The organism is Pseudomonas sp. Lz4W (genome assembly GCF_000346225.2).
Taxonomy (GTDB): Bacteria; Pseudomonadota; Gammaproteobacteria; order Pseudomonadales; family Pseudomonadaceae; genus Aquipseudomonas; species Aquipseudomonas paraversuta.
Genome location: NZ_CP017432.1, coordinates 757,293 through 779,826, shown reverse-complemented (window position 1 = coordinate 779,826; position 22,534 = coordinate 757,293). Strand labels below are relative to the sequence as shown.

Below are 22,534 nucleotides of genomic sequence, written 5' to 3'. Positions count from 1 at the left end.
CTGGTAATGATCACAGGTGGGAGCTGGCTTGCCAGCGATGCAAGCGATACGGTTTTACCGTTAAACCGTGCAGCTGCAATCGCTGGCAAGCCAGCCTCCCACACAGAGATGCCACAGCTTTAGCGCAAAGCCCTGTCCAACGATGGTCGGGGCTTTTGTGTGTAAACAACCTGCACGGCAAACTGCGCCGTGAAGCATTCAATTGAGCGAGCAAGGCGGTCGTCGTGTTTAAGAAAACCCTTTTTCAGCTGCACTGGTTTTTCGGGATCACCGCAGGGCTGATCCTGGCCGTCATGGGGATTACCGGCGCGACGGTGTCGTTCCAGGACGAACTGCTGAACTTGCTCAACCCCTCGGTGCTCAAGGTCGAGAAACTCGACAGCGGCACCCTGGCGCCCGCCGAACTGGTACGCCGGGTCGAGGCCACTGAAGGCAAACAGGTGTCCATGCTCTGGGTCGGGGTGGACAGCGACAGTGCCGCACGGATTTTCTTCACCCCGCCGCCGGGGGAGCGCCGCGGTCAACTGCGCTATGTCGACCCTTACACCGGCACCTATCAGGGCGACGCCAGCGGCCAGGGCTTCTTCGATCTGATGCTGCAACTGCACCGCTTTCTGGCCATGGGCCAAACCGGTCGCCAGATCACCGGTGCCTGCACCCTGATGCTGATTTTCTTCTGCCTCTCGGGCCTCTACCTGCGCTGGCCGCGCCAGGCACTGAACTGGCGTGCCTGGCTGACCCTGGACTGGGCAAAAAAAGGCCGCAGCTTCAACTGGGACCTGCATTCCGTGGCGGGTACCTGGTGCATGATTTTTTACCTGCTGGCCGCCCTGACCGGCTTGTCGTGGTCCTACGAGTGGTACAACAAAGGCCTGCAAAAACTGTTTTCGGACAGCCCCAACAGCCAGCAGCGCAAAGGCGGTCGCGGTCAGCCCGGCCCTGCGGGGCCGGCCCCTGTAGCCGATTACGATGCCATCTGGGCCACTATCCAGCAGGCTGCAGGGCCGCAACTGAGCCTGTACAACGTGCGGATGCCACCGGTGGCCGGGCAGCCGGCCACGGTTTTTTATCTGCGCAGCGACTCGCCCCATGAGCGGGCCTTCAATCAGATCGTGCTCGACCCGGTCACTGGCGTAATCAAACAACACCAGCGCTACGCAGACAAAAGCTACAAGGCGCAATTGCTGACCAGCATTTACGCGCTTCACGTGGGCAGTTACTGGGGCCTTCCCGGGCGCATCCTGGTGACCATCGCCAGCCTCAGCATGCCGTTGTTCTTTATTACCGGCTGGTTGCTGTACCTGGATCGGCGCCGTAAAAAGCGTCAGATCAAACAGGCGCGCCAGGGTTTGTCCACGGCGCACAGCGATGCATCGCCCTGGTTGATCGGCTTTGCCAGCCAGAGCGGTCTGGCCGAACAACTGGCCTGGCAGAGCGCCGGACAATTGCAGGCCGCCGGATTTGCAGTGCGGGTGCAACCGCTGGCAGCGCTCAGCGAGCAGGACTTGCAGCAGGCCAGCAATGCACTGTTTGTCGTCAGTACCTTTGGCGATGGTGAAGCCCCCGACAGTGCCCGCGGCTTTGAACGCAAAGTCCTGAACCAGCCTTTGGCCCTGAGCAGTCTCAAGTATTCGTTGCTGGCCCTGGGCGATCGCCAATACCCGCACTTCTGCGGCTTTGCGACCCGGGTTCAGCAATGGCTGAACGAGCGTGGCGCACAATCATTGTTCACTCCGGTCCAGGTCGACAGCGGCGACCCCGAGGCGCTGCAGCACTGGCAGCAACAGCTCGGTCAACTGACCGGTACTGCGCCGGCGGCCAACTGGCAGGCACCGGGTTACAACAACTGGACCCTTGAACAACGCCAACTGCTCAACCCTGGCAGCAGCGGCTCCGGGGTTTACCTGCTGGGGCTCAAGGCCCCCCATGCCAGCGATTCATGGCAGGCAGGTGATCTGGTTGAGGTCATGCCACGGCAGTCCCCGGCAGCGATTGAGCATTTCCTGCAAGGTCTGGGTCTGTCGGCAGACACCCCGGTACAGCTCGATGGTCTGCAAGAAACCCTGGCCCAGGCCCTGGGCGGGCGTCAGCTGCCGGACAATCGCGGGCATCTGGTGGGCATGCATGCACAGGCATTGGTCGACGCCTTGATCCCGCTGCACATGCGTGAATACTCCATTGCCTCGATCCCCGAAGATGGCCTGCTGCAACTGATCGTGCGTCAGGAGCGCCATGCCGATGGCAGCCTGGGCCTGGGTTCGGGCTGGCTGACGGAACACGCAAATGTGGGTTCTGCCATCAGCCTGAGGGTACGGCGCAACAGTGGTTTCCATCTGCCCGCCGAACCTTGTCCGCTTATTTTGCTGGGCAATGGCACCGGACTGGCGGGGCTGCGCAGCCTGCTCAAAGCGCGCATTGCCAAGGGCCAGCAGCGTAACTGGCTGTTCTTTGGTGAACGCAATGCCGCCCATGACTTCCACTGCCGCGAAGAACTGCAGGGCTGGCTGGCCAGTGGTGATCTGGCGCGGCTGGATCTGGCGTTTTCACGGGATCAGGCACAGAAGATTTATGTACAGGATCGCTTGCGCGAGTCGGCTGATGAAATACGCAGATGGCTGGCAGACGGCGCCGCTATTTATATCTGCGGCAGTCTGCAAGGGATGGCGGCGGGTGTGGATCAGGCCTTGACCGACCTGCTGGGCGAGCCAGCGCTGCAAGCACTGATCGAACAAGGGCGTTATCGGCGGGATGTGTATTGAACCGATGCCCGCCCCCCTGCAGGAGCGGGCTTGCCCGCGAGCGGTTCAAGGGCTCGCGAGCGGTTTGAGTCAAGGCCTCAGGCCTTGGCAGTCTCCAGCGCCATTTCCGCCGGTTCCGCACGTTTGATCACGGCATACACCACTGCCGTCACCAGGCTACCGGCGACAATCGCCAGCAAGTACAGCAGCGCATGGTTGATCGCATTCGGGATCAGCAGCACGAACAAGCCACCGTGCGGTGCCATCAGCTTGCAGCCGAAGTACATCGACAGTGCACCGGTCAAGGCGCCCCCCAGAATGCTCGCCGGAATCACCCGCAGCGGGTCTTTGGCGGCGAACGGAATCGCACCTTCGGAGATAAAGCACAGTCCCAGCACCAACGCGGCTTTGCCCGCCTCGCGCTCGGTCTGGGCAAATTTGCGCCGGGCAATAAAGGTCGCAATCCCCAGGCCGATCGGCGGCACCATGCCGGCAGCCATGGTGGCGGCCATCGGCGCGTAACTCTGCGAAGCCAGCAGCCCCACCGAAAACGCGTAGGCCGCCTTGTTGATCGGCCCGCCCAAGTCGACACACATCATGCCGCCCAGTAGAACGCCCAACAAAATGGCGTTGGTGGTGCCCATGCTGTCGAGGAAGTGGGTAAGGCCTTCGAGCATGCCGGCCACTGGCTTGCCGACCACATAGATCATCACCAGGCCGGTAAACAGGCTGGCAAACAACGGGATGATCAGAATCGGCTTCAGCGCTTCCAGACTTTGCGGCAATCGCGCATAGCGATTGATCGCCTTGGCGCAGTAACCGGCGATAAACCCGGCAATGATCCCGCCGATAAACCCGGCACCCAGGGTACTGGCCAGCAGCCCGCCAATCATCCCCGGCGCCAGGCCCGGGCGGTCGGCAATCGAGTAGGCGATATAGCCCGCCAGCAATGGCACCATCAGTTTGAACGCCGCATCGCCACCGATCTGCATCAGTGCCGCCGCCAGCGTGCCGGGCTCTTTATAGGCCGTGATCCCGAACACGAAGGACAGGGCAATCAGCAAGCCGCCCGCCACCACCATTGGCAACATGAACGACACGCCGGTCAGCAGATGTTTGTAGACCCCGGTTTTCTCTTGCTTGGCCGGCGCTGAACCATCAGCCGCTGCCGTCTCTTCCCGGCCTTCGCTCAAGGCTTTGTTCAGGGTGGCTTCGGCTTGCTTGAGGGCGATGCCGGTGCCGCAGCGGTAAATCTTCTTGCCGGCAAAACGCTCGGTCGGCACTTCGATATCAGCCGCCAGCAGCACCACATCGGCTTCTCTGATGGCCTGCGGGCTCAGCGGATTGCGCGCACCGACCGAGCCCTGGGTTTCGACCTGCAGCTCGTAGCCCAGACGCTTGGCCGCCTGCTGCAATGCTTCGGCGGCCATAAAGGTGTGCGCCACCCCGGTCGGACAGGCGGTGATGGCGACGATTTTCGGCCCGTGCTGCGGGCTCTCCGCCTCGGTAGTAACTGCTGGAGCGACATACACCCGGGCTTCCTGGGCGCCGCGCTGCAGTATCGCTTCGACATCCTGCAGGGCCTGGGCCGGGGTGCTCTGGAACACGGGTTTGCCAACAAAGCGTTGCATGTCCAGAGGCGTGCTGCTGACCACCAGAACCCATTGCGCTTGATCGATGGTTGCCTGGGACAGCTGGCGTTCCGGATGCTTGGGGTCATGCACTTCAACACTGGTGCTCCACCCCTGACGTTGCGCCGCTGCGTCCAGCAATCGGGCGCACAGCACGCTGGTGACCATGCCGTTGGGGCAGCCCGTGACAATGGCTAATTTCATGTGCAGTCCTCTTATTCTTGTGTCAGGGGGCAAAGGCTGACACCGCTTTCAAGCGTCGCCAGGTGCACCGCATCGCTGATGCCAAAACCGATTTGCGTGACCGCCAGCGCCCCGATGGCGGTGGCAGTGCGCAAGGTCTGCTCGGGGGTGTGGCCGCTGAGCAGGCCATGCAGCATGCCCGCCAGCAGTGAATCGCCGGCACCCACGGTGCTGGCGACGCGAACCTTGGGCGGCCGCGCCTGTAAGGCAAATGCCGGGTTGAACCAGTTCACCCCTTCAGCACCGTGGGAAATCACCACATGCTCAACGCCCCGGGCCTGCAATTGCGCGGCAGCCGCGGTCTGCGCCTCAAGGCTGGCAATGTCGTGCCCCAGCGCGGCGCTGAGTTCTTCGGTGTTGGGTTTGATCAACCAGGGGCCCGCACTCAAACCTTGCTTCAAGGCTTCGCCGCTGGTGTCCAGCACCACTTTCAGGCCAAGGGACTTCAGACGTCGCAGCAATTCACACAACCACTGCGCGCTGATGCCTTGGGGCAAGCTGCCAGCCACCACCACCGCGTCATGGCTGGCGGCAATCTGATCGAGCTTGTCGAGCAAGGCCTGTTGCGCCAGCTCACTGACCTGTGGCCCCGGCCCGTTGAGGTCGGTTACGCGGCCATCGTCTTCAGCCAGCTTGATGTTGCTGCGGGTGTCACCGGGCACGCGGATAAAGGCGTCGACAAAACCGCGGCTGGCAAACAAGGCGTTGAACGGCGCTTGATTGTTTTCACCGAGAAAACCGCTAACGGTGACGCTGTGACCCAGATCGGCCAGCACCTGTGCGACATTCACCCCCTTGCCCGCGGCATGGCTCAGCAAAGCCTGGCTGCGGTGGACTTGCCCCGGTTGCAGATGGGACAGGCGCACGGTCAGGTCCAGGGCCGGGTTAAGGGTTACGGTCAGGATTCTGGCCATCAGAGCGCCTCCACCAAGGCCCGGACTTCTTCCGGGCTACCGACGCTCAAGGCCTGGGTAGCCAGGGTCTTGAGACGCTCCATGCTCAATTCGCGAACCCGCGCCTTGACCTCGGGAATGCTGCGCGCAGACACACTCAACTCATCCACGCCCAGGCCAACCAGCACCGGCACCGCCAGCGGATCGGCCGCCAGCTCGCCGCATACGCCGACCCATTTGCCATGGGCATGGGCGGCACGCACGGTGATGTCGATCAATTGCAACACCGCCGGATGCAAACCGTCGGCCTGTGCCGACAGGGTCGGGTGGCCCCGGTCGATGGCCAGGGTGTACTGGGTCAGGTCGTTGGTGCCGACGCTGAAAAAATCGACTTCCTTGGCCAGCACCGGGGCCAGCAAGGCGGCGGACGGCACTTCAATCATGATCCCCAGCTGTAAGTCAGCCACCGGGATTTCCAGGCGCAGACGTTCGGTCATGTCACGGGCGGCGCGCCATTCGGCCACGCTGCCAACCATCGGGAACATGATGCGCAGCGGGCGGTTATCCGCTGAGCGCAACAGCGCCCGCAACTGGCTTTCCATGATGTGCGGACGTTGCAAGGTGAGACGAATACCCCGTACTCCAAGAAACGGGTTTTCCTCTTTCTCGATCGGCCAGTACGGCAGCGGCTTGTCGCCGCCCACGTCCAGGGTGCGTACCACCAGAGGCCGCCCGTCCAGGCCATCGAGCACCCGACGGTACTCGGCTTCCTGGGTGGCTTCGTCCGGCGCCTGGCTGTGGGCCATGAAAATCAGCTCGGTGCGCAGCAGGCCTATACCTTCGGCGCCCTGCTCGACCGCGTTGGCCACACCCTTGCTCTCGCCGATATTGGCAAACACTTCGACCCCGTGCCCATCCACAGTAACGGCCGGTTCATGACGTTGCTCGGAGGCAGCCAATAAGCGCTGTTCGCGGCTGTCACGCTCAGAAGTGGCGCGCTGCAGGGCGTCGGCATCCGGTGCGACATGCAGCCGGCCACGCTGGCCATCAATCAATAGTTGAGTGCCGGGCGCCAGCAGCAATACTGCTTCGCCAGCTCCGACCAATGCAGGAATCCCCAAGGCCCGGGCGACAATCGCACTGTGCGCGGTGGCGCCACCACGGGGCGTCAAAATGCCTGCAACCCGTGCCGGATCAAGACGCGCCACGTCGGACGGGCCCACTTCGTCCATCACCAGCACATAGGGTTGATCAGGTTCGGCCGGGGTTTGCACGCCACACAACTGCGCCAGAACACGGCGCCCGATGTCACGTAAATCCGCGGCGCGCTCGGCCAGCAATGCATCCTGCAACGACTCTTGCTGACGTGCAGCCGCCTCGATGACCGACATCCACGCGGCCTCGGCGCTTTCGCCCTGCTTGAGCCGGGTATCGACCTCATCGGTCAGCTCCGGGTCATCGAGCATTTCCTGATGGGTGATAAAAATCTCGCGAATGGCCTTGGACTGGCTGCGCTGAATCAGGCCTTCAATGTCCTGACGCACCTCGGCCAAAGCTTTTTTCAGACGTTCACGCTCAATCGCCGCTGATTCGCCACGCAGCGGGTAATCAATAATTTGCAGCACTTGAATGTGTGCCGGGCCGATGGCAATTCCGGGCGCGGCGGCGATGGCCTGGATCACGCTGCCGTCAGCCGGGGCTGTGAGCAGCGTGGCGATGTCGGCCACGGGTGCTGCTGACTCGGCCAGCAGCGGCAGCGGCTCGACTTCTTCGCCCAGGCCTTCTTCAATGGCGGCCAGTATCGCCGGCAATGCATCACCGGCAATTGCGGGTTCGGCGACAAACTCCAGCACCTGGCCGCGACGTGCGCCCAGGCTGAGCAATTTGCTCAGGCTCTTGGCCGATACTGCCGACTCCTGGCCGTCAACAATTCGTACACGGATCTCGCCATCAAAGCTCTTCGCCAGTTGCGCGAGTATTTTCGCCGGACGGGCGTGCAAGCCGTGGGCGTTGGCCAGGGTGATACGGGCACTCGGCCAGTCAGCCGGTAATTCGCCGCCCAGCACTTCAAGTACTGCGCGACTGCTGGTGGCGCGTCCCAGTTCATGCCCGCGACCTTCGATCAGCAGCGCACACAAGCGTTCAAGCAATGCCTGGTGGGCTTCTCCCAGGCTTGCCAGGCAGAACAGCCCGCTCAGTGGCTGGCCCAGATAGCGCATCGGCTTGTCCGGGGTCACGAAAGCCAGGCCCGGGCGCTTGACTGTTTGCTCGCTGTGCAGCCACCACAAACCATCGCCCAGGGGCAATGCGTCCACCTGTTGCAACACCGCAGCAAAGCCGTTGCTCACACAATCGGCCTGACGCAGCAGGCGGGCACCGCGCCAGACCAGTTCTTCGAAATCATCGGCGGAGACACCGAGGCCGATCATCTGCGCATCCAGTGCCAGTTCCTGTGGCGCGCCCTGGAGCAATTTGAGCAAGGCTTCGGCGGAACTGGCACGACGCAATGCCTGGCCCAGATCGGTTTCACCCAAAGCCCGGGTCAGCAGTTGCAGCAGGCGCAAATGCTCGTCGGACTTGGCCGCAATGCCGATCGCCAGGTACACGATCTGACCGTCGCCCCAGTCCACTCCATCGGGAAACTGCAATAAACGCACGCCCGTGGCATACACCAGGTCGCGGGTTTCAGGAGTGCCGTGGGGAATGGCAATTCCCTGACCCAAGAAGGTCGAGCCCTGAGCCTCACGCGCTTGCAAGCCTTTCAGATAACCTTCGGCCACCAAACCATCGGCGACCAGCTTATCGGCGAGTAAATGCAGCGCCGCAGACTTATCCACAGCCGTCTGGCCCATGGAAATCTGCTCTATGGTGAGCTCGAGCATGCGTTCTCCTTTTCCGGCGCTCCGTGGCACCAGGTATTGTTTTGAATTAAGTCAGCGTAGATAGCTCCCCCCGAAGGCCTGAGTCATGTGTGGCAAGCACATTGCTCTGCGGGGTAAAGATCCATTAAACACGCCTGCTGAAACGTTTAATCAAGAATGTCCGGCACGTTACTGCATAATTGCCCGCGCTTGAAGCCCAACTTGTCGTATTGATCAATGCAAAACGGCCGGGCTTGCAAAAAAACCAGATGCCGACAAGGCAGACGAAGATCGACTGCCTTTATCGGTTAGGATTGGCCAAAATGTCGACATGTACTACAAAAAATAAGGAATTTCCGGCGTGAAGCTCAGTGATATCGCTCAACTGGCAGGTGTTTCCGTGACCACCGCCAGCTACGTCATCAATGGCAAGGCCGAACAGCAGCGCATTAGCAGCAGCACAGTCGAGCGTGTCCGCGCGGTGGTCGAAGAGCATGGTTTTACCCCCAACCCACAAGCCGCAGGGCTGCGCAGCCGGCACACGCGCACCCTGGGCTTTATCCTCCCGGACCTCGAAAACCCGAGCTATGCGCGCCTGGCCAAGCAACTGGAACAAGGGGCCCGGGCCCGCGGCTATCAATTGCTTATCGCCAGCTCGGACGATGCGCCGGACAGTGAGCGCCAGTTGCTCAAACTGTTTCGCGCCCGCCGCTGTGACGCCCTGTTCGTCGCCAGTTGCTTGCCTGCGGACGATGACAGCTACCGTCAACTGCAAGACCTGGGCATGCCGATCATTGCGATTGACCGGACTCTGGAGCCTTCGCGCTTTTGCTCGGTCATCAGCGATGACTGCGAAGCCAGTCTGCAATTGACCCGCAGTTTGCTACAACCGATGCCACGGCAAATTGCATTGATCGGCGCGCGCCCCGAGCTGAGTATCAGCCAGGCCCGGGCGGCGGGGTTCAAGCAAGCCCTGGAAAATTTCGAAGGCGAAATCCTGATCGAGCATGGTGCTGCCTTCAGCCGCGAATGCGGACGCCGGATCATCGATGATCTGCTGGCTCGCCAGGGGCACTTCCCCGAGGCGCTGATCACGACCTCATACGTTCTGCTGCAAGGGATGTTTGATGCACTGCTGGAGCACCCGAGCCAGCGTCCGCCGTTGCGTCTTGCCACCTTTGGCGACACTCAACTGCTGGACTTCCTGCCATTGCCGGTCAATGCCATGGGCCAGCAACACAGGCTGATTGCCGAAAAAGCCCTGAGCCTGGCCTTGTCGGCGATTGAAGAGCAGCACTATGAGCCCGGCATTCATGCCATTGCCCGAGTGTTCAAACAGCGCATCCATCAGGCCTGAGCATGCAACTGATCGACAGCCACACCCATCTCGATTTCCCGGACTTTGACGCCGACCGCCTGCCGTTGCTGGCACGCAGCAGAGCACTGGGGGTTGAGCAGATGGTGGTGCTGGGGGTTGAGCAGAATACCTGGCAGCGGTTGTGGGATCTGGTGCAAACAGACAGTCAGCTATATGCCGCCCTGGGTTTGCACCCGGTGTACCTCGACCGGCATCGACCTGAGCATGTGACTGAACTGGGTCAATGGCTGAACCGTCTTGCCGGGCATCCGCAGCTATGCGCCGTAGGCGAAATCGGCCTCGACTTCTTCCTTCCCGAACTTGACCGCGACGCTCAACAACAGCTGTTTGAAGCGCAGCTGAAGCTGGCGTCGGACTTCCAGCTCCCGGCCCTGCTCCACGTTCGCCGCAGCCATGCGCAAGTGATCGCCACGCTCAAGCGTTTCCGGCTCCAGCGCGGCGGGATCATTCATGCGTTTGCGGGTAGCCGGGAAGAGGCGCGTGAATACCTGAAGCTGGGGTTCAAGCTGGGCCTGGGCGGTGCGGCGACCTGGCCACAGGCATTGCGCCTGCGCAAAGTGCTTGCCGACCTGGCACCGGACACAATAGTGCTGGAAACCGACTCCCCCGACATGGCCCCGGCCATGTACCCCAACCAGCGCAATAGCCCCGAACATTTGCCGGATATTTGCCGGGCACTGGCCGAAGTGATGGGCCTGCACCCGGAGCAACTGGCCAAGGCTTCAACAGCCAATGCCTGTGAAGTGTTTGGCTGGACGCTGCCGGTGTAGGAGCGAGCCTGCTCGCAAGGGTTTTAAATGGCCATCAGAGCAACAATGTCCATACCGCAAAACCTGCATACCACAGCACGGCAGCCCGCAGCAGCAGCGCCCACAGGGTATCAAGGCTGGCGACGCCTTCAGGGCCGGCCTGGGGGGCGGGGATTTCAGCGGCGGCACAGCCAGCCTTGTTGATCAACTGTTCGGCGCTGATGTCCCAGCTCAGCAGTTCATGCAACATCACCCGGCTGACGGCCGCGAAGTTGCCCACCAGTGCAAAACTTGCCCCCAGCAACCGAACCGGCAACCAGTCAAAAGCGTGACGCAGCTGCTGTGCACGCTCGACCAGTTCCGGGTTGTTGCCATGCTCGGCAGCCAGCGCCAGCAGGCGATAGCTCAAGGCGGCGACCGGCCCCAGCAGGAAGTACCAGAAAATCACGGCGAAGAAACTTTGATACGCCTGCCATAACAAATGGCTCTGCACCCTTTCCAGCAATTGCTCGCCACTGTCGGCGGTTTCGCCCAGATCGCGCTCGGCAACATGGGCGCAGGCCTGCAAGTCACCACGGCGCCAGGCATCCCGGAACGGTCCGAGCCCGGCCAGCAAGTCGCCTCGCCCCAAGCTGTAAATCACCACCAGCAAATGCACCGGCAGCACCAGCAAGCCATAGGCCACAGGTTCCAGCACCCATAGCAGCAGCCCCAATACAGCCACCGGGAACAGAATCAGGATCGCCAGTACCCACCATGGCCTGCGCCCGAGCCCGGGGCTGGACTCCAGCTTGTGCAGCTCGCGCAGCCAGCCGCCATCGCACTGAAGACGCTGACGCAAACCCGAGAGTTTCTCGATCAGTATCGCCAGCAGTAACACCACAAAACTCATTGCATCTCTCCTGTGTGCTGCAACGCGCCGCGAAAGCGCGTCCAGTCAAAAGCCGGGCCAGGGTCAGTCTTGCGCCCGGGGGCCACGTCACTGTGGCCACATATCCGGTGCAGGGTAATGGCGGGAAAAGCCGCTTGCAATTGCCGGGTCAACCCGATCAGCGCCTGATACTGCGCATCGCTGAACGGCAGGTCGTCGGTGCCTTCAAGCTCGATCCCCAGCGAAAAGTCATTGCAGGTCTCACGCCCCTCGAAGCTCGAGACACCTGCATGCCAGGCACGATCCAGACAAGACACAAACTGAGTGATTTTGCCGTCACGTTCAATCAGAAAGTGCGCGCTGACCCGTAACTCACTGATGCCTTCAAAGTAGGGATGTTCTGTGACATCCAGGCGATTCTGGAAAAATTCCTGAACCTTGCCGGTAGCGAATTGCCCCGGTGGCAGGCTGATGTTGTGGATAACCAGCAAGGAGACTTCGCCGTTCGGGCGCGCATTGAAGTTGGGTGACGGACAATGGCATACGCCTTGGCACCAACCGCTCGCGGGGTCCAGCTGCATACAGGCTCCTTCAACGGGAAAAACGAAAGACCCAGTATGCCGCGATGCGCAGGCCGATGGGGAGCAATCTGTAACGCCGCGTATTACTGCGCGGCGGATTGGCCCAGGCTCTCAATCACCGAGGCCAGTGCCCGGTCGAACAGCAGGCTGTCGTCGAGCAGCAATATCGTGCCGCAACGCAGTTGGCGAATTAATTCGGAACGGTTTTTTTCCAGGGTTTTGATGCCACTGCGATTAACAAAAACATACCTGCCCTCGGGTTCGACTATCGCGATCAGCTTGCAGCGCAGGTGCGAACCCTGATCGTCCTGCTGGTCGATCCAGGTACCGATTCGCAACTGGCTGACCAGCAGCAGCCCTAAATGGTCCTGTTCGTCGAGGACGGGCAGAGGCAATGACGACACCAGCCACGGCCTGATTGCCTGCAGCTGGCGATGTGTCGCCAGTTCGTTGTCGCGGATATGCTGTTCAAGCAATTCAACACGGTCATGTTCGGTCTGGGTAAGCATCAAAAAGTCGTGCAACCAGGACTCGAGCAGACCGGGATCGTGCCCCGAGTAACTCGCCAGTTGCTGAACCACGTGACTGATTTGCCGGTGCAACGGATGGCTACGGCAATCGACACTGGAGTCCCAACCGATGGCAGCACTGGCGATTGCATTGAGCAAACGGCGCGCCGGGTGGCTATCACAGCTGAAAAAGTTCTGATCCATCTGCGCAATTCTGAACATCGGCGCCTGTAACTGGCCGACGATGTTTTGCAACGGCGCCGACAGGTTGCGATCGCCGCGGATGTAATCGAATAACAACTCCACCAGGTTGCCCGCATGTTCACCCGTTTCAGGGGATTGCTGCGGGTGCCCGGCCGGTTGTGCGGAGCAGCAGGACGTTGCGGACACCAGGTCGGGCAGCGCGCCAGTGGCGATCAGCAGCTGGTTGGCATCGGCATACAATTGCCCGGTATGGCTGAGCAGATACTTTTCAAACAGTTGCAGCATGATCAACTTGACCTTGATCTCGATGCCCTGATCACGCTCGGCCTGCAAAAAGTATTCGCACAGCATGGCCGGCCCCAGCGGGTTGTTCTGCTCATTGAGCACGACCCGGCTCAACGTATTGAGGCGAGTGCTCAAGTGGCACAGGGCCGACTGATCGCGTACCAGCACCTTCGCCACCATGGCATTGATGACCTGGGCGCGCTCAAGGTCGTTGCCCAAGAGCGAAAACACGCCCTGTGCGGGGGTTGCCATCAACAGCGTGGAGTCACTGACAGCGGGTTGGGTCAACTTGATAAATGCGTAGAGCAACCGCTCGAGAAAACTGCGCTCGATGTTTTTGCGCTTGAGCCGTACATCGCGCATGGCTTCAAAAAACAGGCTCTGTTCTGCGTCGCTGCGGGCCTTGTCGGCCATTTCGAACAGGGTTGCATCGGCGTTATCGAACAGTACTTGCAAGTGGGACTTGAGCTGCTGTGCGGCCTTGTCATGGACCTGCAACAGGATCACAGGCAGGCGGGCGAGAGGCGAGTGAATCGCCAGCTCGATTGAGGACCTGTTGTCAGCCCCCGCTTTCCCGTCAATGTGCATCCCGGCCTCCAGCGCTGGACGTCAAACTCATGACGCCAAATAGAAGGCGGATTATCTTGTAAAAGCTGTCGCTTGTGCCAGCAGACTCTGCATTTCAGTCTGTGCGCCGGCAAATTAATCCCGAAAGTGCCAAAAGCCGCACAGTTGCAGAGAACCGGCAGTTACCCCGCACGCTCCTTGGGTTCACCGCCAGCATGGCCCTATAATCGGCGCACTTTGTTTGTGGAGCCCGTTATGCCGAATTTATGCCTGGCCGACCTCACCGCCGAAATCGAAGCCAACGTACGCCGTGCGTTAGCCGAGGACATTGGCAGTGGCGACATCACTGCACGGCTGATCCCGGCCGAACGTCTGGCCACTGCCTCAATCATTACCCGCGAAGCCGCTGTCATCAGTGGTACGGCCTGGGTCGACTGTGTATTTCGCCAGCTTGATCCACGCGTTGCAGTGCACTGGCAAGTGGTCGACGGCGAGCGCGTGAGCCCCGATCAAGTGCTGTTTCACCTCGAAGGGCCGGCCCGCTCACTGCTCAGTGGTGAACGTAGCGCGCTGAATTTTCTGCAACTGTTATCGGGGGTAACCACCCACGCCCAGTCATTGGCCGATCAAGTGGCGGATACCGGGGTCAAGTTGCTGGACACACGCAAAACCCTGCCGGGCCTGCGCATGGCGCAAAAATACGCGGTGACCTGCGGTGGTTGCCACAACCACCGCATAGGCCTGTACGACGCATTCCTGATCAAGGAAAACCACATTGCGGCCTGCGGCGGCATTGCCCAGGCGATCAGTGCCGCGCACAAGATCGCTCCGGGAAAACCGGTGGAAATCGAAGTCGAGAGCCTGTCCGAACTCAAGGAAGCGCTGGCAGCCGGGGCCGATATCATCATGCTCGACGAACTGAGCATGGACGACATGCGTGAAGCGGTGCGCCTGAATGCAGGCAAAGCCAAGCTGGAAGCCAGTGGCGGCATCAACCATGCCACCTTGCGCCCGATCGCCGAAACCGGCGTTGACTACATCTCGATCGGCGCCATGACCAAGGATGTCAAAGCGGTGGATCTGTCGATGCGGTTGAGCCTGTAAAAAACCCGCACCTGCAGGAGCGAGCTTGCTCGCGACGGCATCAGCGCAGTCAGCCCGGAACTGCACGTTGCCTGAATCGCGAGCAAGCTCGCTCCCTCAGGGTTGCAGTCAGGACAATACAAAGCCCTGACACTTCACCTCATGTTCCAGTAGCCATTGCTTGGCCGCCAGGCCGCCGCCAAAGCCGGTCAGCGTGCCATTGCTGCCAATCACGCGATGACACGGAATGATGATCGGGATCGGGTTACGCCCGTTCGCCGCCCCCACCGCCCGCGATGCCTTGGGCCGAAGAATTTGTTGCGAGATCTGCCCGTAGCTGGTGGTGGCCGCGTAGGGAATGGTGGTCAGCGCCCCCCAAACCGACTGTTGAAACGCCGTGCCCACAGGCTTGAGCGACAGATCGAAAACCAGCCTTGTACCCGAAAAATACTCCTCGAGCTGACGCCGCGCTTCAGCCAGTTTTGGCGCTGAATGCACCCAGCCCGCCAGTGGCGTATGGGGCCGACGATCCAGCTCAAAACGCACTTCGCGCAACCCTTCGTCATCGGCCACCAGAAACAGCGGGCCAATGGGTGACGGCATTTGATCGTAGTAAATCCGGGTCATGTTGGCTCCTTGCGGGCGGCGGCCGAGTCAGTGGCCGAACGCCATAAGTACATTACTGAATAGGCCCGCCACGGACGCCAGCTTTCGGCCAGGGTTTGCAGGGCCCGGGTACTCAACGGCGTATCGTGGGGATTGGCTTCGCGGCGCAGTATCAGGTCCGCCGCCGGGAATGCATCGGGGTGTTTGAGCACCCGCATGGCGATGTAATGTGCGGTCCACTCGCCGATTCCCGGCAGCTGTACCCAGCGCTGGATAAAGCTGTGCAACGGTTGCTCGACGGCAAAATCCACCCGGCCTTCGATCAGGGCGCGGGCGATACCCTTGATTGTGTCTATCCGCGCCTGGGTAATGCCCATCTGCCCCAGATCGGCCTCTGCCAGTTGCTCGGGCCCCGGGAATAGACGATCAAGCCCTGCCCCTGGCGGGCTCTCAATCGCAATGCCGTAGCGGTGCACTATGCGGCTGGCCAGGGTCCGTGCAGCTGCCACGCTGACCTGCTGGCCCAGTACCGCCCGCACCGCCACTTCAAATCCATCCCAGCCACCGGGCAACCGCAGGCCCGGATAGCGTTCGACAAGCGGCGCCAGCAGCGCACTGCTACTCAAGGTCTGAGCTATTGCCAGAGGATCGGCATCCAGATCAAACATCCGCCGGATCCGGGTGACCACACCAAGCATCTGGCCCGGCGGCACATTCAACAGCTCAAGTTGCAGCGCATGCTGCTCACCCGGCCAGGCACTGACCCGCAACCAGCCGGGGGCATCGCCGGCACCAAATACCCGCTGATAACTGTGGGCGTCCACCTGTTCGATGCCTGGCAGGGCCCGAGTCTGCACAAAGCCCAGTAACGCGCTGAAATCGTAAGGCGGGCGATAGCCCAGACGCAGCACCAATGCCTTGTCGGCCCGGGCTTTCGGGCTGCGCCTGAAGTCTCTGGGCTGCGCATGATTGGCCTCGGCAAACGCGGCATTGAAGCGCCGCAAGCTGCCAAAGCCGGAGGCCATGGCTACTTCGGTGATCGACAGGTGTGTTTCGCTCAGGAGCTGCTTGGCAAACAGCAAACGCTGAGTCGCGTGTACCGCTATCGGGGGGGCGCCCAGGTGCTTGACGAACAGGCGCCGCAATTGCCGGGCACCGATATCCAGACGATCGGCCAGCATCTCCAGCGAGTGATCGGCCAGGAAACCTTCATTGATCAACTTCAAACCACGGGACACCAGATGCTCGCCATGCAGCCACAGCAGATTGCCCGGCGCCAGTTCTGGCCGACAGCGCAAACAGGGTCTGAAACCCTGGGCCTGAGCAGCCGCCGCGCTGGGGTAATACACCACGTTTTCGGGCTTTGGCGGGCGCGCCGGGCATACCGGCCGGCAGTAGATCCGGGTGCTGAGCACCGCCGTAAAAAACACCCCGTCAAAACGCGCATCACGGCTTAACCGGGCGATTTCGCAGGCGGCGGTGCTGGGCGCAAGAAGGCTGTTGTGTGTGTTCATGGAGCGCACAATAGCACTGGGTCATGGCTGATTCTCGCCATTTTCGGACCTCAATGTCGGCCGTCGATCAGCGGGTTCTGGAGAGGGGTTGCACACCCCAATGCCCGCACCGTCGCCCTGGCCGTACTGCATGAGCGGCAATCATCTGCGCCCGGCAGAGGGTTTGATCAGATTGCCCCTGGCTGGCATTTTTTCCGGCATCTCACATTGCAGGAGCCGGCCTGGCTCCTGCAGAACCCTGACTATTTACAGGCACCGCTTTGCAGACAGGTGCCGGTTTGGGTCCACACCAGTGTGCTGCCGTTCAAGGCAGGCGTCATCACGCTGGTCCAGCCACCGGCTGCCTGGGTGCCGGTCATGCTGATCACGCCATCTACCACTGTCATGCCCGCTGCCAGGTTGTCAGTGGCTGCGGCCGGGCCTGGAATGCCGTGGCTGCCCGCATCGCAGACAGTCAAATCATTACTCTCGCTGTAACACAGGGCGACGGCGGTCTTGTAGCTGTTGCTGATTGAGTTCACCTCGGCAAAACGGGCCTTCATGGTGTGTTCGTTGTAAGCCGGCAATGCAAAAGAGGCGATCAGGCCAATGATCGCAACCACAATCATCAACTCGATCAGGGTGAAGCCTTTTTGTTGTTTCACATGAAATCTCCAAAAGTGGGACGCGGCCCTGTGGCCAAACGCCAAAGCAGTACTGAGCCGCCCAAAAAGTGCGCACAGGCTATCAAGGTTAGCGGGCGGTTGCTCCACAACTACATGGCTGACATCTGTGGAAACGCTCCAATGGCCGTCCCGACTTTGGGCCATCTAGCCTTTGAGGCCAGGAGCACAACAAAGCAATCAACTATTCAGGGATGGAAAAAATGCCAGCACAGGCAGATAAAACCAGTGTTTATCGGTGGCAAGGCACTGATCGCCAAGGCGCTCCGGCCAGTGGTGAAAGCACTGGCCACAGCCAGGCAATGATCCGGGCCCGGTTACGCCGACAAGGTATTACCGTTAGTAAAATTCGCCGGCATACAGACCGCGACACCCCCGCAGGCAAACCCGTCAAAGCCGTACAGATCACACTTTTCACTCGCCAGTTGGCCACGCTGATCAGAGCCGGCATCCCGCTGCTGCAAGCGCTGGAGGTAATTGCCAACGGCCTGGAACATCAGGCCATGGGCAAGCTGGTGAATGATCTGCAGCAGGACATCAATGCAGGTATCAGCCTGGCAAGTGCGTTGCGAAAAAGGCCGGCACAGTTCGATGCATTGTTCTGCAATCTGATCGAGGCTGGCGAGCAGGCCGGGGCACTGGATGTGTTGCTGGAGCGGATCGCGACGTACAAGGAAAAAACCGAAACTCTGAAAAACAAAATCAAAAAGGCCATGACCTACCCCATAGCCGTGCTGGTGGTGGCATCAGGGGTCTGCGCAATTTTATTGATTGAAGTGGTGCCGCAGTTCCAGCGCGTGTTCGACTCTTTTGACGCCCAACTGCCACTCTTCACGCTCTGGGTAATCGCTGTCTCCCAGGCGCTGCAACAGTTCGGCCTGTGGCTGCTCGCCGGGGCCGGCCTGGGGTGTGCGGCTCTGGGCTATCGCTACAAACACTGCGCGGCGTTGCGTCAGCGCCTTGATCGCTGGCTGTTGAAACTCCCGGTGCTGGGCAACCTGCTGCATTTTTCGGCCATCGCCCGTTTTGCCCGCACGCTGTCCACCACCGTTGCCGCCGGAGTTCCATTGCTTGAAGCGCTGCACGCAGTCGCCGGAGCCACGGGCAACAGCCTGTTCAAAGACGCGGTACTGCAACTCAGGCAGCGGGTGGCAACAGGCAGTCAGATCCATGTTGCCATGGGCGATGTCGGAGTATTCCCGGGCATGGTGATCCAGATGACAGCAATTGGCGAAGAGTCCGGCACACTGGACGAGATGCTCAACCACGTAGCCACCTATTATGAGAGCCAGGTCGACACTCTGGTCGATAACCTGACAGCATTGATGGAGCCGGCAATCATGGTGGTACTCGGCGTCATGGTTGGCGGACTGGTGATCGCCATGTATTTACCGATTTTCAAATTGGGCCAAGTGATTTGAGCATGATTGAATTTTTCACCCGCCACCCCGACGCTTTTATCGTCTGCGCCCTGATCCTCGGCTTGTTGGTGGGCAGCTTTATCAATGTCCTGGCCTGGCGCTTGCCCAGGATGCTCGAGCAGGACTGGCGAGCACAGGCCAGGGAATTGCTGGAGTTGCCCGCAGCCGAAAAAGTGCCTGTGTATAACTTGATGCTGCCCCGCTCCCACTGCCCGCAATGCCAGCACCCGTTGCGCCTGTGGGAAAAGATTCCGCTGCTCAGCTACCTGCTACTGGGTGGCAAGTGCTCCCGGTGCAGGACCGTTATCAGCCCGCGCTACCCCCTGACCGAACTGGCTTGCGGATTATTGTCGGCGTTTATAGCCTGGCATTTCGGCCTGAGCCTGCAGGCGGGCTGGATGCTGGTGCTGACCTGGGGGCTGCTGGCTATTTGCCTGATCGATGCCGAGCACCAGATCGTGCCCGATGTTCTGGTGCTGCCCCTGCTCTGGATGGGCTTGCTGCTCAACAGCTTCGATACTTTTACCAGCCTGTCACAAGCGGTATGGGGCGCAGCGCTGGGCTATGCAAGCCTGTGGTCGATCTTCTGGATCTTCAAGCTGGCCACCGGCAAGGACGGCATGGGCTATGGTGATTTCAAGCTGCTGGCGATGCTCGGAGCCTGGGGCGGCATTGCAGTATTACCCTTGACCATTGTGCTCTCGTCACTGATGGGTGCGATCGCAGGCCTGAGCCTGCTGGCATTACGCCGGGCCAAAACCTCCACCCCGATTCCCTTTGCACCCTATCTGGCAATTGCCGGCTGGATTGGATTGCTCTGGGGTGGTCAAATAACCGCCTTCTATTGGTAGCTTTCGGTTTGAAATGAATACCTCATCTTCCAGACCCTGGATCCTCGGCCTGACCGGCGGCATTGGCAGTGGTAAAAGCGCCGCTGCCGAGCACTTCGCCGCCCTGGGTGTTCATGTGGTGGACGCCGACCATGCGGCACGCTGGGTGGTAGAGCCCGGGCGCCCGGCGCTGGCGAAAATCGCCGAACACTTTGGCGATGCCGTGCTGCAGGCCGATGGACAGCTCGATCGCAGCGCCTTGCGCAGCCTGATCTTTAGCGACCCTGAACTTCGGCGCTGGCTCGAAGCCCTGCTGCACCCATTGATTCGGGAAGAAATCGCGCTCAACCTGGCCCAGGCAAAATCGCCCTACGCCATTCTGGTTTCGCCACTGCTGATAGAGTCCGGGCAGTACGCAACCACCCAGCGCGTACTGGTGATCGACGCCCCGCAAGCCTTGCAGATTGAGCGCACGTTATTGCGCGACAACACCAGCGAACAGCAAGTACAGGCCATTCTGAAGGCTCAAGCCAGCCGCGAAGAACGCCTGAGTCACGCTGATGACATCCTGGTCAACGATAGCGACCTGAAGACGCTCCAGACTGAAGTCGAGCGCCTGCATCACTTTTACTTAACTTTGCGTGGAGGCCAACCATGACCAAACCTATGACCGTAGACTGCCCGACTTGTGGCACCGCCGTGGAATGGAAAACCACCAACGCGTTCCGGCCATTCTGCTCGGACCGCTGCAAACTGATCGATTTGGGCGCCTGGGCCAGCGAAGAACACAAAATCCCGGTAAGCCCGGATGCAGAAGACGACCTGTTTTCCGAGGACTTGCCAGACCGCCTGCATTAAAATCCCCCCTGCGCCAGCCGGCTCGTCAGCGATTACAGCGCCCTTTGTATCGCTGGCAGGCCAGCGCCTGACCGTCACCTGGGGTCTTCATCCTTCCAGGGGGCGGCCAGGTAACGGGTACGGTTGAAGGTCTCGAGCCATTCAGGACAAAACACTACCAGTGCAGTGACCAGCATCCCGTTGATGAACGCTTCCGGAAAGATGATCAGCCACAGATAGCCAATAAAGTCTTCCAGCCACTGCGCCATGACGAAGATCCCGTCCAGCCACAACACGCCAAGCACTGCCAGCAAACACAACAACGCCGCCAGCGCCGCCGCAAAGAAGCCTGAGCAAAAGATATACACGAAGGGATTACGCGGTTGCGCACGCTCAACCAGTCGCGCGCAACATTCCGTCACTGCAATGGGCAACACAATCAGCAGCATGCCATTGACGCCCATCGCGGCCAGGTCCTGTCGCCCCAGCAGCACCAGCCCTCCTTGCGCCATAAGCGCACCGATAACGGCCAGCGGCCAGTCGAGCAGTAACGTGACCACTGTCAGGCCAATAAAGTGATACGACACACCCGTATCGAAATCACGTCGCACCAGCCACAGCAAGAACAGTCCGAATACAGTCCCGAACAGCAAGTGCTGGCGGCGCGGGTCGGCAAACAGCTCAACCCACGGCGCTCGCCAGATCGCCCAGACCACCACGGGCACATAGAGCATCCAGCCGGTCAACATCGTTTCAGTGGACAACACTGCGGCACTGATCATGTTCGCGTCCTCATCCTGTTAAAGCACACCGCTCAACCCTCCGTGTTTGATGCCCCTGTTGGTGATGCACACGAGTCTACACCGCAGACTTTCAGGAACACCTGTTTCAAGGCTAAGCTGCGTCCATGGACGACTCTGATTATCTGCGCCTGCTCACCATTCAGGCCGAACAGGCCAATGCCTTTTTATCCAATGCCCGCAAGTGGGAGCGTGAGCGTTGGGTCTGCCAGCGCCTGCTCCAGGGCCTGAATATTCCGTATCACTCCGAAGACTTCACCCAGGCCAGCCAGGAACCTCCGGATGTATTGTTTGGCGAGGCCCGCTTTGAAGTGTTCTTTGTACTTGATGAAGGTCGACGCTTGAATGATGAATGGCGTGAAGAGCTCCAGCGCCGCCGCAGCGCCTATTCGCTGAGCCAGCTGGTACGTCGCGAGGCACGACCCAAACGAATTCCGGCGAGCAAGCTACTGCAACGACTGGGCCCTACCCTGCACAAAAAAGCCACCAACTACCGCGAACGCGATATCGATTTAAGTCAATTGGACATCATTGCCTTCTCCAGCCTCAAGCGCGAAGTTCTGGACCTTAACAGCCACTTCCCGCCCCCTACCGAATATTTGCGCATGGGTTGGCGCTCGCTGTCACTGGTGGGCCCTACCTTTGCCCGGGTGTTGTTCGCGCAACCGGATGCGCCGGACTTTTTGCGCAATAACCTGGGGCGCAGCATTATTTTCGATGTCGGGATCAGCCTGTGAGCCCGCTGCAGGAACTGCTTGCCGAGGTACCGCAAACCGGCCGCGTGCGCTGGATCGGCGTACGCCCCGAGTCCCGTGCAGACATGCTGGAACTCGACGCCGTGGAAGCCCGCCGCGAAGCCGGGCTGACTGGCGATCATGCGCGCCCGGGGCCCCGCAATGCCCGGCAAGTGACGTTGATTCAATGGGAGCATCTGGCCGTTATCAACTCGCTGATGGGGCGCCCGCAAGATCAGCCGCTGTTGGCCCCGGATTTGCGACGCAATCTGGTGATCAGCGGGATCAATCTGTTCAGCCTTAAAGGCAGGCGCTTCAGGATTGGCCAGGCCATTTTTGAGACCACCGGCTGGTGCCAGCCCTGTGCCCGACTGGAGCAGCGGCTGGGCCCTGGCACTTTCCAGGCAGTGCGTGGCCATGGCGGAATCACGGCCCGGGTAATCGAAAGCGGGATCATTCGTCTAGACGACGAACTGCGGGTCGAGCCATTGCAGCCCAGCGGCTATGCTCCTTTTAATCCCGGTTGAATCACCGCTG

At 60.5% G+C, this 22,534-nt stretch carries 20 protein-coding genes; 10 read left to right on the top strand and 10 right to left on the bottom strand.

The window, feature by feature from the left end:
* Positions 1 to 224: 224 nt before the first annotated feature.
* Positions 225 to 2,759, top strand: coding sequence for a sulfite reductase flavoprotein subunit alpha (locus B195_RS03765; RefSeq protein ID WP_003443810.1), 2,535 nt, complete (start codon positions 225 to 227; stop codon positions 2,757 to 2,759).
* Positions 2,760 to 2,836: 77 nt separating this feature from the next.
* Here the strand turns inward: B195_RS03765 and B195_RS03760 are convergent, their stop codons facing one another.
* The 3 genes from B195_RS03760 to ptsP are packed head-to-tail and all read right to left on the bottom strand — an operon-like array spanning position 2,837 to position 8,387.
* Positions 2,837 to 4,573: a PTS fructose-like transporter subunit IIB gene (locus B195_RS03760; protein WP_003443812.1), complete on the bottom strand. Its 1,737-nt coding sequence runs from the start codon at positions 4,571 to 4,573 to the stop codon at positions 2,837 to 2,839.
* Positions 4,574 to 4,584: 11 nt separating this feature from the next.
* Positions 4,585 to 5,526 carry a 1-phosphofructokinase gene (gene pfkB / locus B195_RS03755; RefSeq protein ID WP_003443814.1) on the bottom strand — a complete coding sequence of 314 codons (942 nt, stop codon included), beginning with the start codon at positions 5,524 to 5,526 and terminating at the stop codon, positions 4,585 to 4,587.
* Complete coding sequence (gene ptsP, locus B195_RS03750; protein WP_003443816.1) at positions 5,526 to 8,387, bottom strand: phosphoenolpyruvate--protein phosphotransferase; 2,862 nt, start codon at positions 8,385 to 8,387, stop codon at positions 5,526 to 5,528. The genes pfkB and ptsP overlap by 1 nt, the downstream gene beginning before the upstream one ends.
* Positions 8,388 to 8,727: 340 nt before the next feature.
* Here ptsP and cra point away from each other — a divergent pair, with 340 nt between their 5' ends.
* Both cra and B195_RS03740 read left to right on the top strand, forming a co-directional pair.
* Entirely contained in the window at positions 8,728 to 9,723 is a 996-nt protein-coding gene (cra, locus tag B195_RS03745; protein WP_003443818.1) for a catabolite repressor/activator, read from the top strand.
* A gap of 2 nt (positions 9,724 to 9,725) precedes the next feature.
* Complete coding sequence (locus tag B195_RS03740; protein WP_003443820.1) at positions 9,726 to 10,514, top strand: TatD family hydrolase; 789 nt, start codon at positions 9,726 to 9,728, stop codon at positions 10,512 to 10,514.
* A 34-nt stretch (positions 10,515 to 10,548) separates the two neighbouring features.
* On the opposite strand, the gene ampE is transcribed toward B195_RS03740, so the two are convergent.
* The 3 genes from ampE to B195_RS03725 form a co-directional block, all read right to left on the bottom strand.
* Positions 10,549 to 11,385 carry a regulatory signaling modulator protein AmpE gene (ampE, locus tag B195_RS03735; RefSeq protein WP_003443823.1) on the bottom strand — a complete coding sequence of 279 codons (837 nt, stop codon included), beginning with the start codon at positions 11,383 to 11,385 and terminating at the stop codon, positions 10,549 to 10,551.
* Complete coding sequence (ampD, locus tag B195_RS03730) at positions 11,382 to 11,945, bottom strand: 1,6-anhydro-N-acetylmuramyl-L-alanine amidase AmpD (RefSeq protein WP_003443825.1); 564 nt, start codon at positions 11,943 to 11,945, stop codon at positions 11,382 to 11,384. The genes ampE and ampD overlap by 4 nt, the downstream gene beginning before the upstream one ends.
* Before the next feature lie 83 nt (positions 11,946 to 12,028).
* Positions 12,029 to 13,531, bottom strand: coding sequence for a DUF1631 family protein (locus B195_RS03725; RefSeq protein ID WP_003443826.1), 1,503 nt, complete (start codon positions 13,529 to 13,531; stop codon positions 12,029 to 12,031).
* Positions 13,532 to 13,765: 234 nt separating this feature from the next.
* On the opposite strand from B195_RS03725, the gene nadC reads away from it, so the two are divergent.
* On the top strand, positions 13,766 to 14,614 hold the full coding sequence (gene nadC, locus B195_RS03720) for a carboxylating nicotinate-nucleotide diphosphorylase (protein ID WP_003443828.1): 849 nt from the start codon (positions 13,766 to 13,768) through the stop codon (positions 14,612 to 14,614).
* Between the two features lie 108 nt (positions 14,615 to 14,722).
* Here the strand turns inward: nadC and B195_RS03715 are convergent, their stop codons facing one another.
* The 3 genes from B195_RS03715 to B195_RS03705 all read right to left on the bottom strand — a co-directional run bounded on the left by B195_RS03715 (position 14,723) and on the right by B195_RS03705 (position 17,357).
* Positions 14,723 to 15,220 carry a methylated-DNA--[protein]-cysteine S-methyltransferase gene (locus B195_RS03715; RefSeq protein ID WP_003443830.1) on the bottom strand — a complete coding sequence of 166 codons (498 nt, stop codon included), beginning with the start codon at positions 15,218 to 15,220 and terminating at the stop codon, positions 14,723 to 14,725.
* Complete coding sequence (locus tag B195_RS03710) at positions 15,217 to 16,713, bottom strand: DNA-3-methyladenine glycosylase 2 (RefSeq protein ID WP_003443832.1); 1,497 nt, start codon at positions 16,711 to 16,713, stop codon at positions 15,217 to 15,219. The genes B195_RS03715 and B195_RS03710 overlap by 4 nt, the downstream gene beginning before the upstream one ends.
* A gap of 242 nt (positions 16,714 to 16,955) precedes the next feature.
* Positions 16,956 to 17,357, bottom strand: coding sequence for a prepilin-type N-terminal cleavage/methylation domain-containing protein (locus B195_RS03705; RefSeq protein WP_003443834.1), 402 nt, complete (start codon positions 17,355 to 17,357; stop codon positions 16,956 to 16,958).
* A gap of 221 nt (positions 17,358 to 17,578) precedes the next feature.
* On the opposite strand from B195_RS03705, the gene B195_RS03700 reads away from it, so the two are divergent.
* From B195_RS03700 to yacG, 4 genes are read left to right on the top strand one after another with little or no spacing between them, the layout of a single operon-like run.
* Positions 17,579 to 18,796, top strand: coding sequence for a type II secretion system F family protein (locus tag B195_RS03700; RefSeq protein ID WP_003443837.1), 1,218 nt, complete (start codon positions 17,579 to 17,581; stop codon positions 18,794 to 18,796).
* Positions 18,797 to 18,798: 2 nt separating this feature from the next.
* A complete protein-coding gene (locus B195_RS03695) occupies positions 18,799 to 19,647 on the top strand; it encodes an A24 family peptidase (protein ID WP_003443838.1) in 849 nt (282 codons plus the stop codon).
* Positions 19,648 to 19,660: 13 nt separating this feature from the next.
* Positions 19,661 to 20,284, top strand: coding sequence for a dephospho-CoA kinase (gene coaE, locus B195_RS03690; protein WP_003443839.1), 624 nt, complete (start codon positions 19,661 to 19,663; stop codon positions 20,282 to 20,284).
* Entirely contained in the window at positions 20,281 to 20,484 is a 204-nt protein-coding gene (yacG, locus tag B195_RS03685; RefSeq protein WP_003443840.1) for a DNA gyrase inhibitor YacG, read from the top strand. The genes coaE and yacG overlap by 4 nt, the downstream gene beginning before the upstream one ends.
* Before the next feature lie 74 nt (positions 20,485 to 20,558).
* Here the strand turns inward: yacG and B195_RS03680 are convergent, their stop codons facing one another.
* Positions 20,559 to 21,245 carry an energy-coupling factor ABC transporter permease gene (locus tag B195_RS03680; protein WP_003443841.1) on the bottom strand — a complete coding sequence of 229 codons (687 nt, stop codon included), beginning with the start codon at positions 21,243 to 21,245 and terminating at the stop codon, positions 20,559 to 20,561.
* A 125-nt stretch (positions 21,246 to 21,370) separates the two neighbouring features.
* On the opposite strand from B195_RS03680, the gene B195_RS03675 reads away from it, so the two are divergent.
* Positions 21,371 to 22,000, top strand: a complete 630-nt coding sequence (locus B195_RS03675) for a DUF1780 domain-containing protein (protein WP_003443844.1) — start codon at positions 21,371 to 21,373, stop codon at positions 21,998 to 22,000.
* Positions 21,997 to 22,524 (top strand): MOSC domain-containing protein, encoded by a 528-nt coding sequence (locus B195_RS03670; RefSeq protein WP_003443848.1) that lies wholly within the window; start codon positions 21,997 to 21,999, stop codon positions 22,522 to 22,524. Before B195_RS03675 ends, B195_RS03670 begins: the two co-directional genes overlap by 4 nt.
* The last annotated feature ends 10 nt before the right edge of the window (positions 22,525 to 22,534 follow it).

Coding starts and splice junctions, on each gene's coding strand:
- B195_RS03680 (WP_003443841.1), bottom strand. CDS start 21,245: ATGATCAGTGCCGCAGTGTTGTCCACTGAAACGATGTTGACCGGCTGG.
- nadC (WP_003443828.1), top strand. CDS start 13,766: ATGCCGAATTTATGCCTGGCCGACCTCACCGCCGAAATCGAAGCCAAC.
- B195_RS03675 (WP_003443844.1), top strand. CDS start 21,371: ATGGACGACTCTGATTATCTGCGCCTGCTCACCATTCAGGCCGAACAG.
- ampE (WP_003443823.1), bottom strand. CDS start 11,385: ATGAGTTTTGTGGTGTTACTGCTGGCGATACTGATCGAGAAACTCTCG.
- yacG (WP_003443840.1), top strand. CDS start 20,281: ATGACCAAACCTATGACCGTAGACTGCCCGACTTGTGGCACCGCCGTG.
- B195_RS03695 (WP_003443838.1), top strand. CDS start 18,799: ATGATTGAATTTTTCACCCGCCACCCCGACGCTTTTATCGTCTGCGCC.
- B195_RS03710 (WP_003443832.1), bottom strand. CDS start 16,713: ATGAACACACACAACAGCCTTCTTGCGCCCAGCACCGCCGCCTGCGAA.
- ptsP (WP_003443816.1), bottom strand. CDS start 8,387: ATGCTCGAGCTCACCATAGAGCAGATTTCCATGGGCCAGACGGCTGTG.
- B195_RS03715 (WP_003443830.1), bottom strand. CDS start 15,220: ATGACCCGGATTTACTACGATCAAATGCCGTCACCCATTGGCCCGCTG.
- B195_RS03700 (WP_003443837.1), top strand. CDS start 17,579: ATGCCAGCACAGGCAGATAAAACCAGTGTTTATCGGTGGCAAGGCACT.
- B195_RS03725 (WP_003443826.1), bottom strand. CDS start 13,531: ATGCACATTGACGGGAAAGCGGGGGCTGACAACAGGTCCTCAATCGAG.
- B195_RS03760 (WP_003443812.1), bottom strand. CDS start 4,573: ATGAAATTAGCCATTGTCACGGGCTGCCCCAACGGCATGGTCACCAGC.
- B195_RS03740 (WP_003443820.1), top strand. CDS start 9,726: ATGCAACTGATCGACAGCCACACCCATCTCGATTTCCCGGACTTTGAC.
- ampD (WP_003443825.1), bottom strand. CDS start 11,945: ATGCAGCTGGACCCCGCGAGCGGTTGGTGCCAAGGCGTATGCCATTGT.
- pfkB (WP_003443814.1), bottom strand. CDS start 5,526: ATGGCCAGAATCCTGACCGTAACCCTTAACCCGGCCCTGGACCTGACC.
- coaE (WP_003443839.1), top strand. CDS start 19,661: ATGAATACCTCATCTTCCAGACCCTGGATCCTCGGCCTGACCGGCGGC.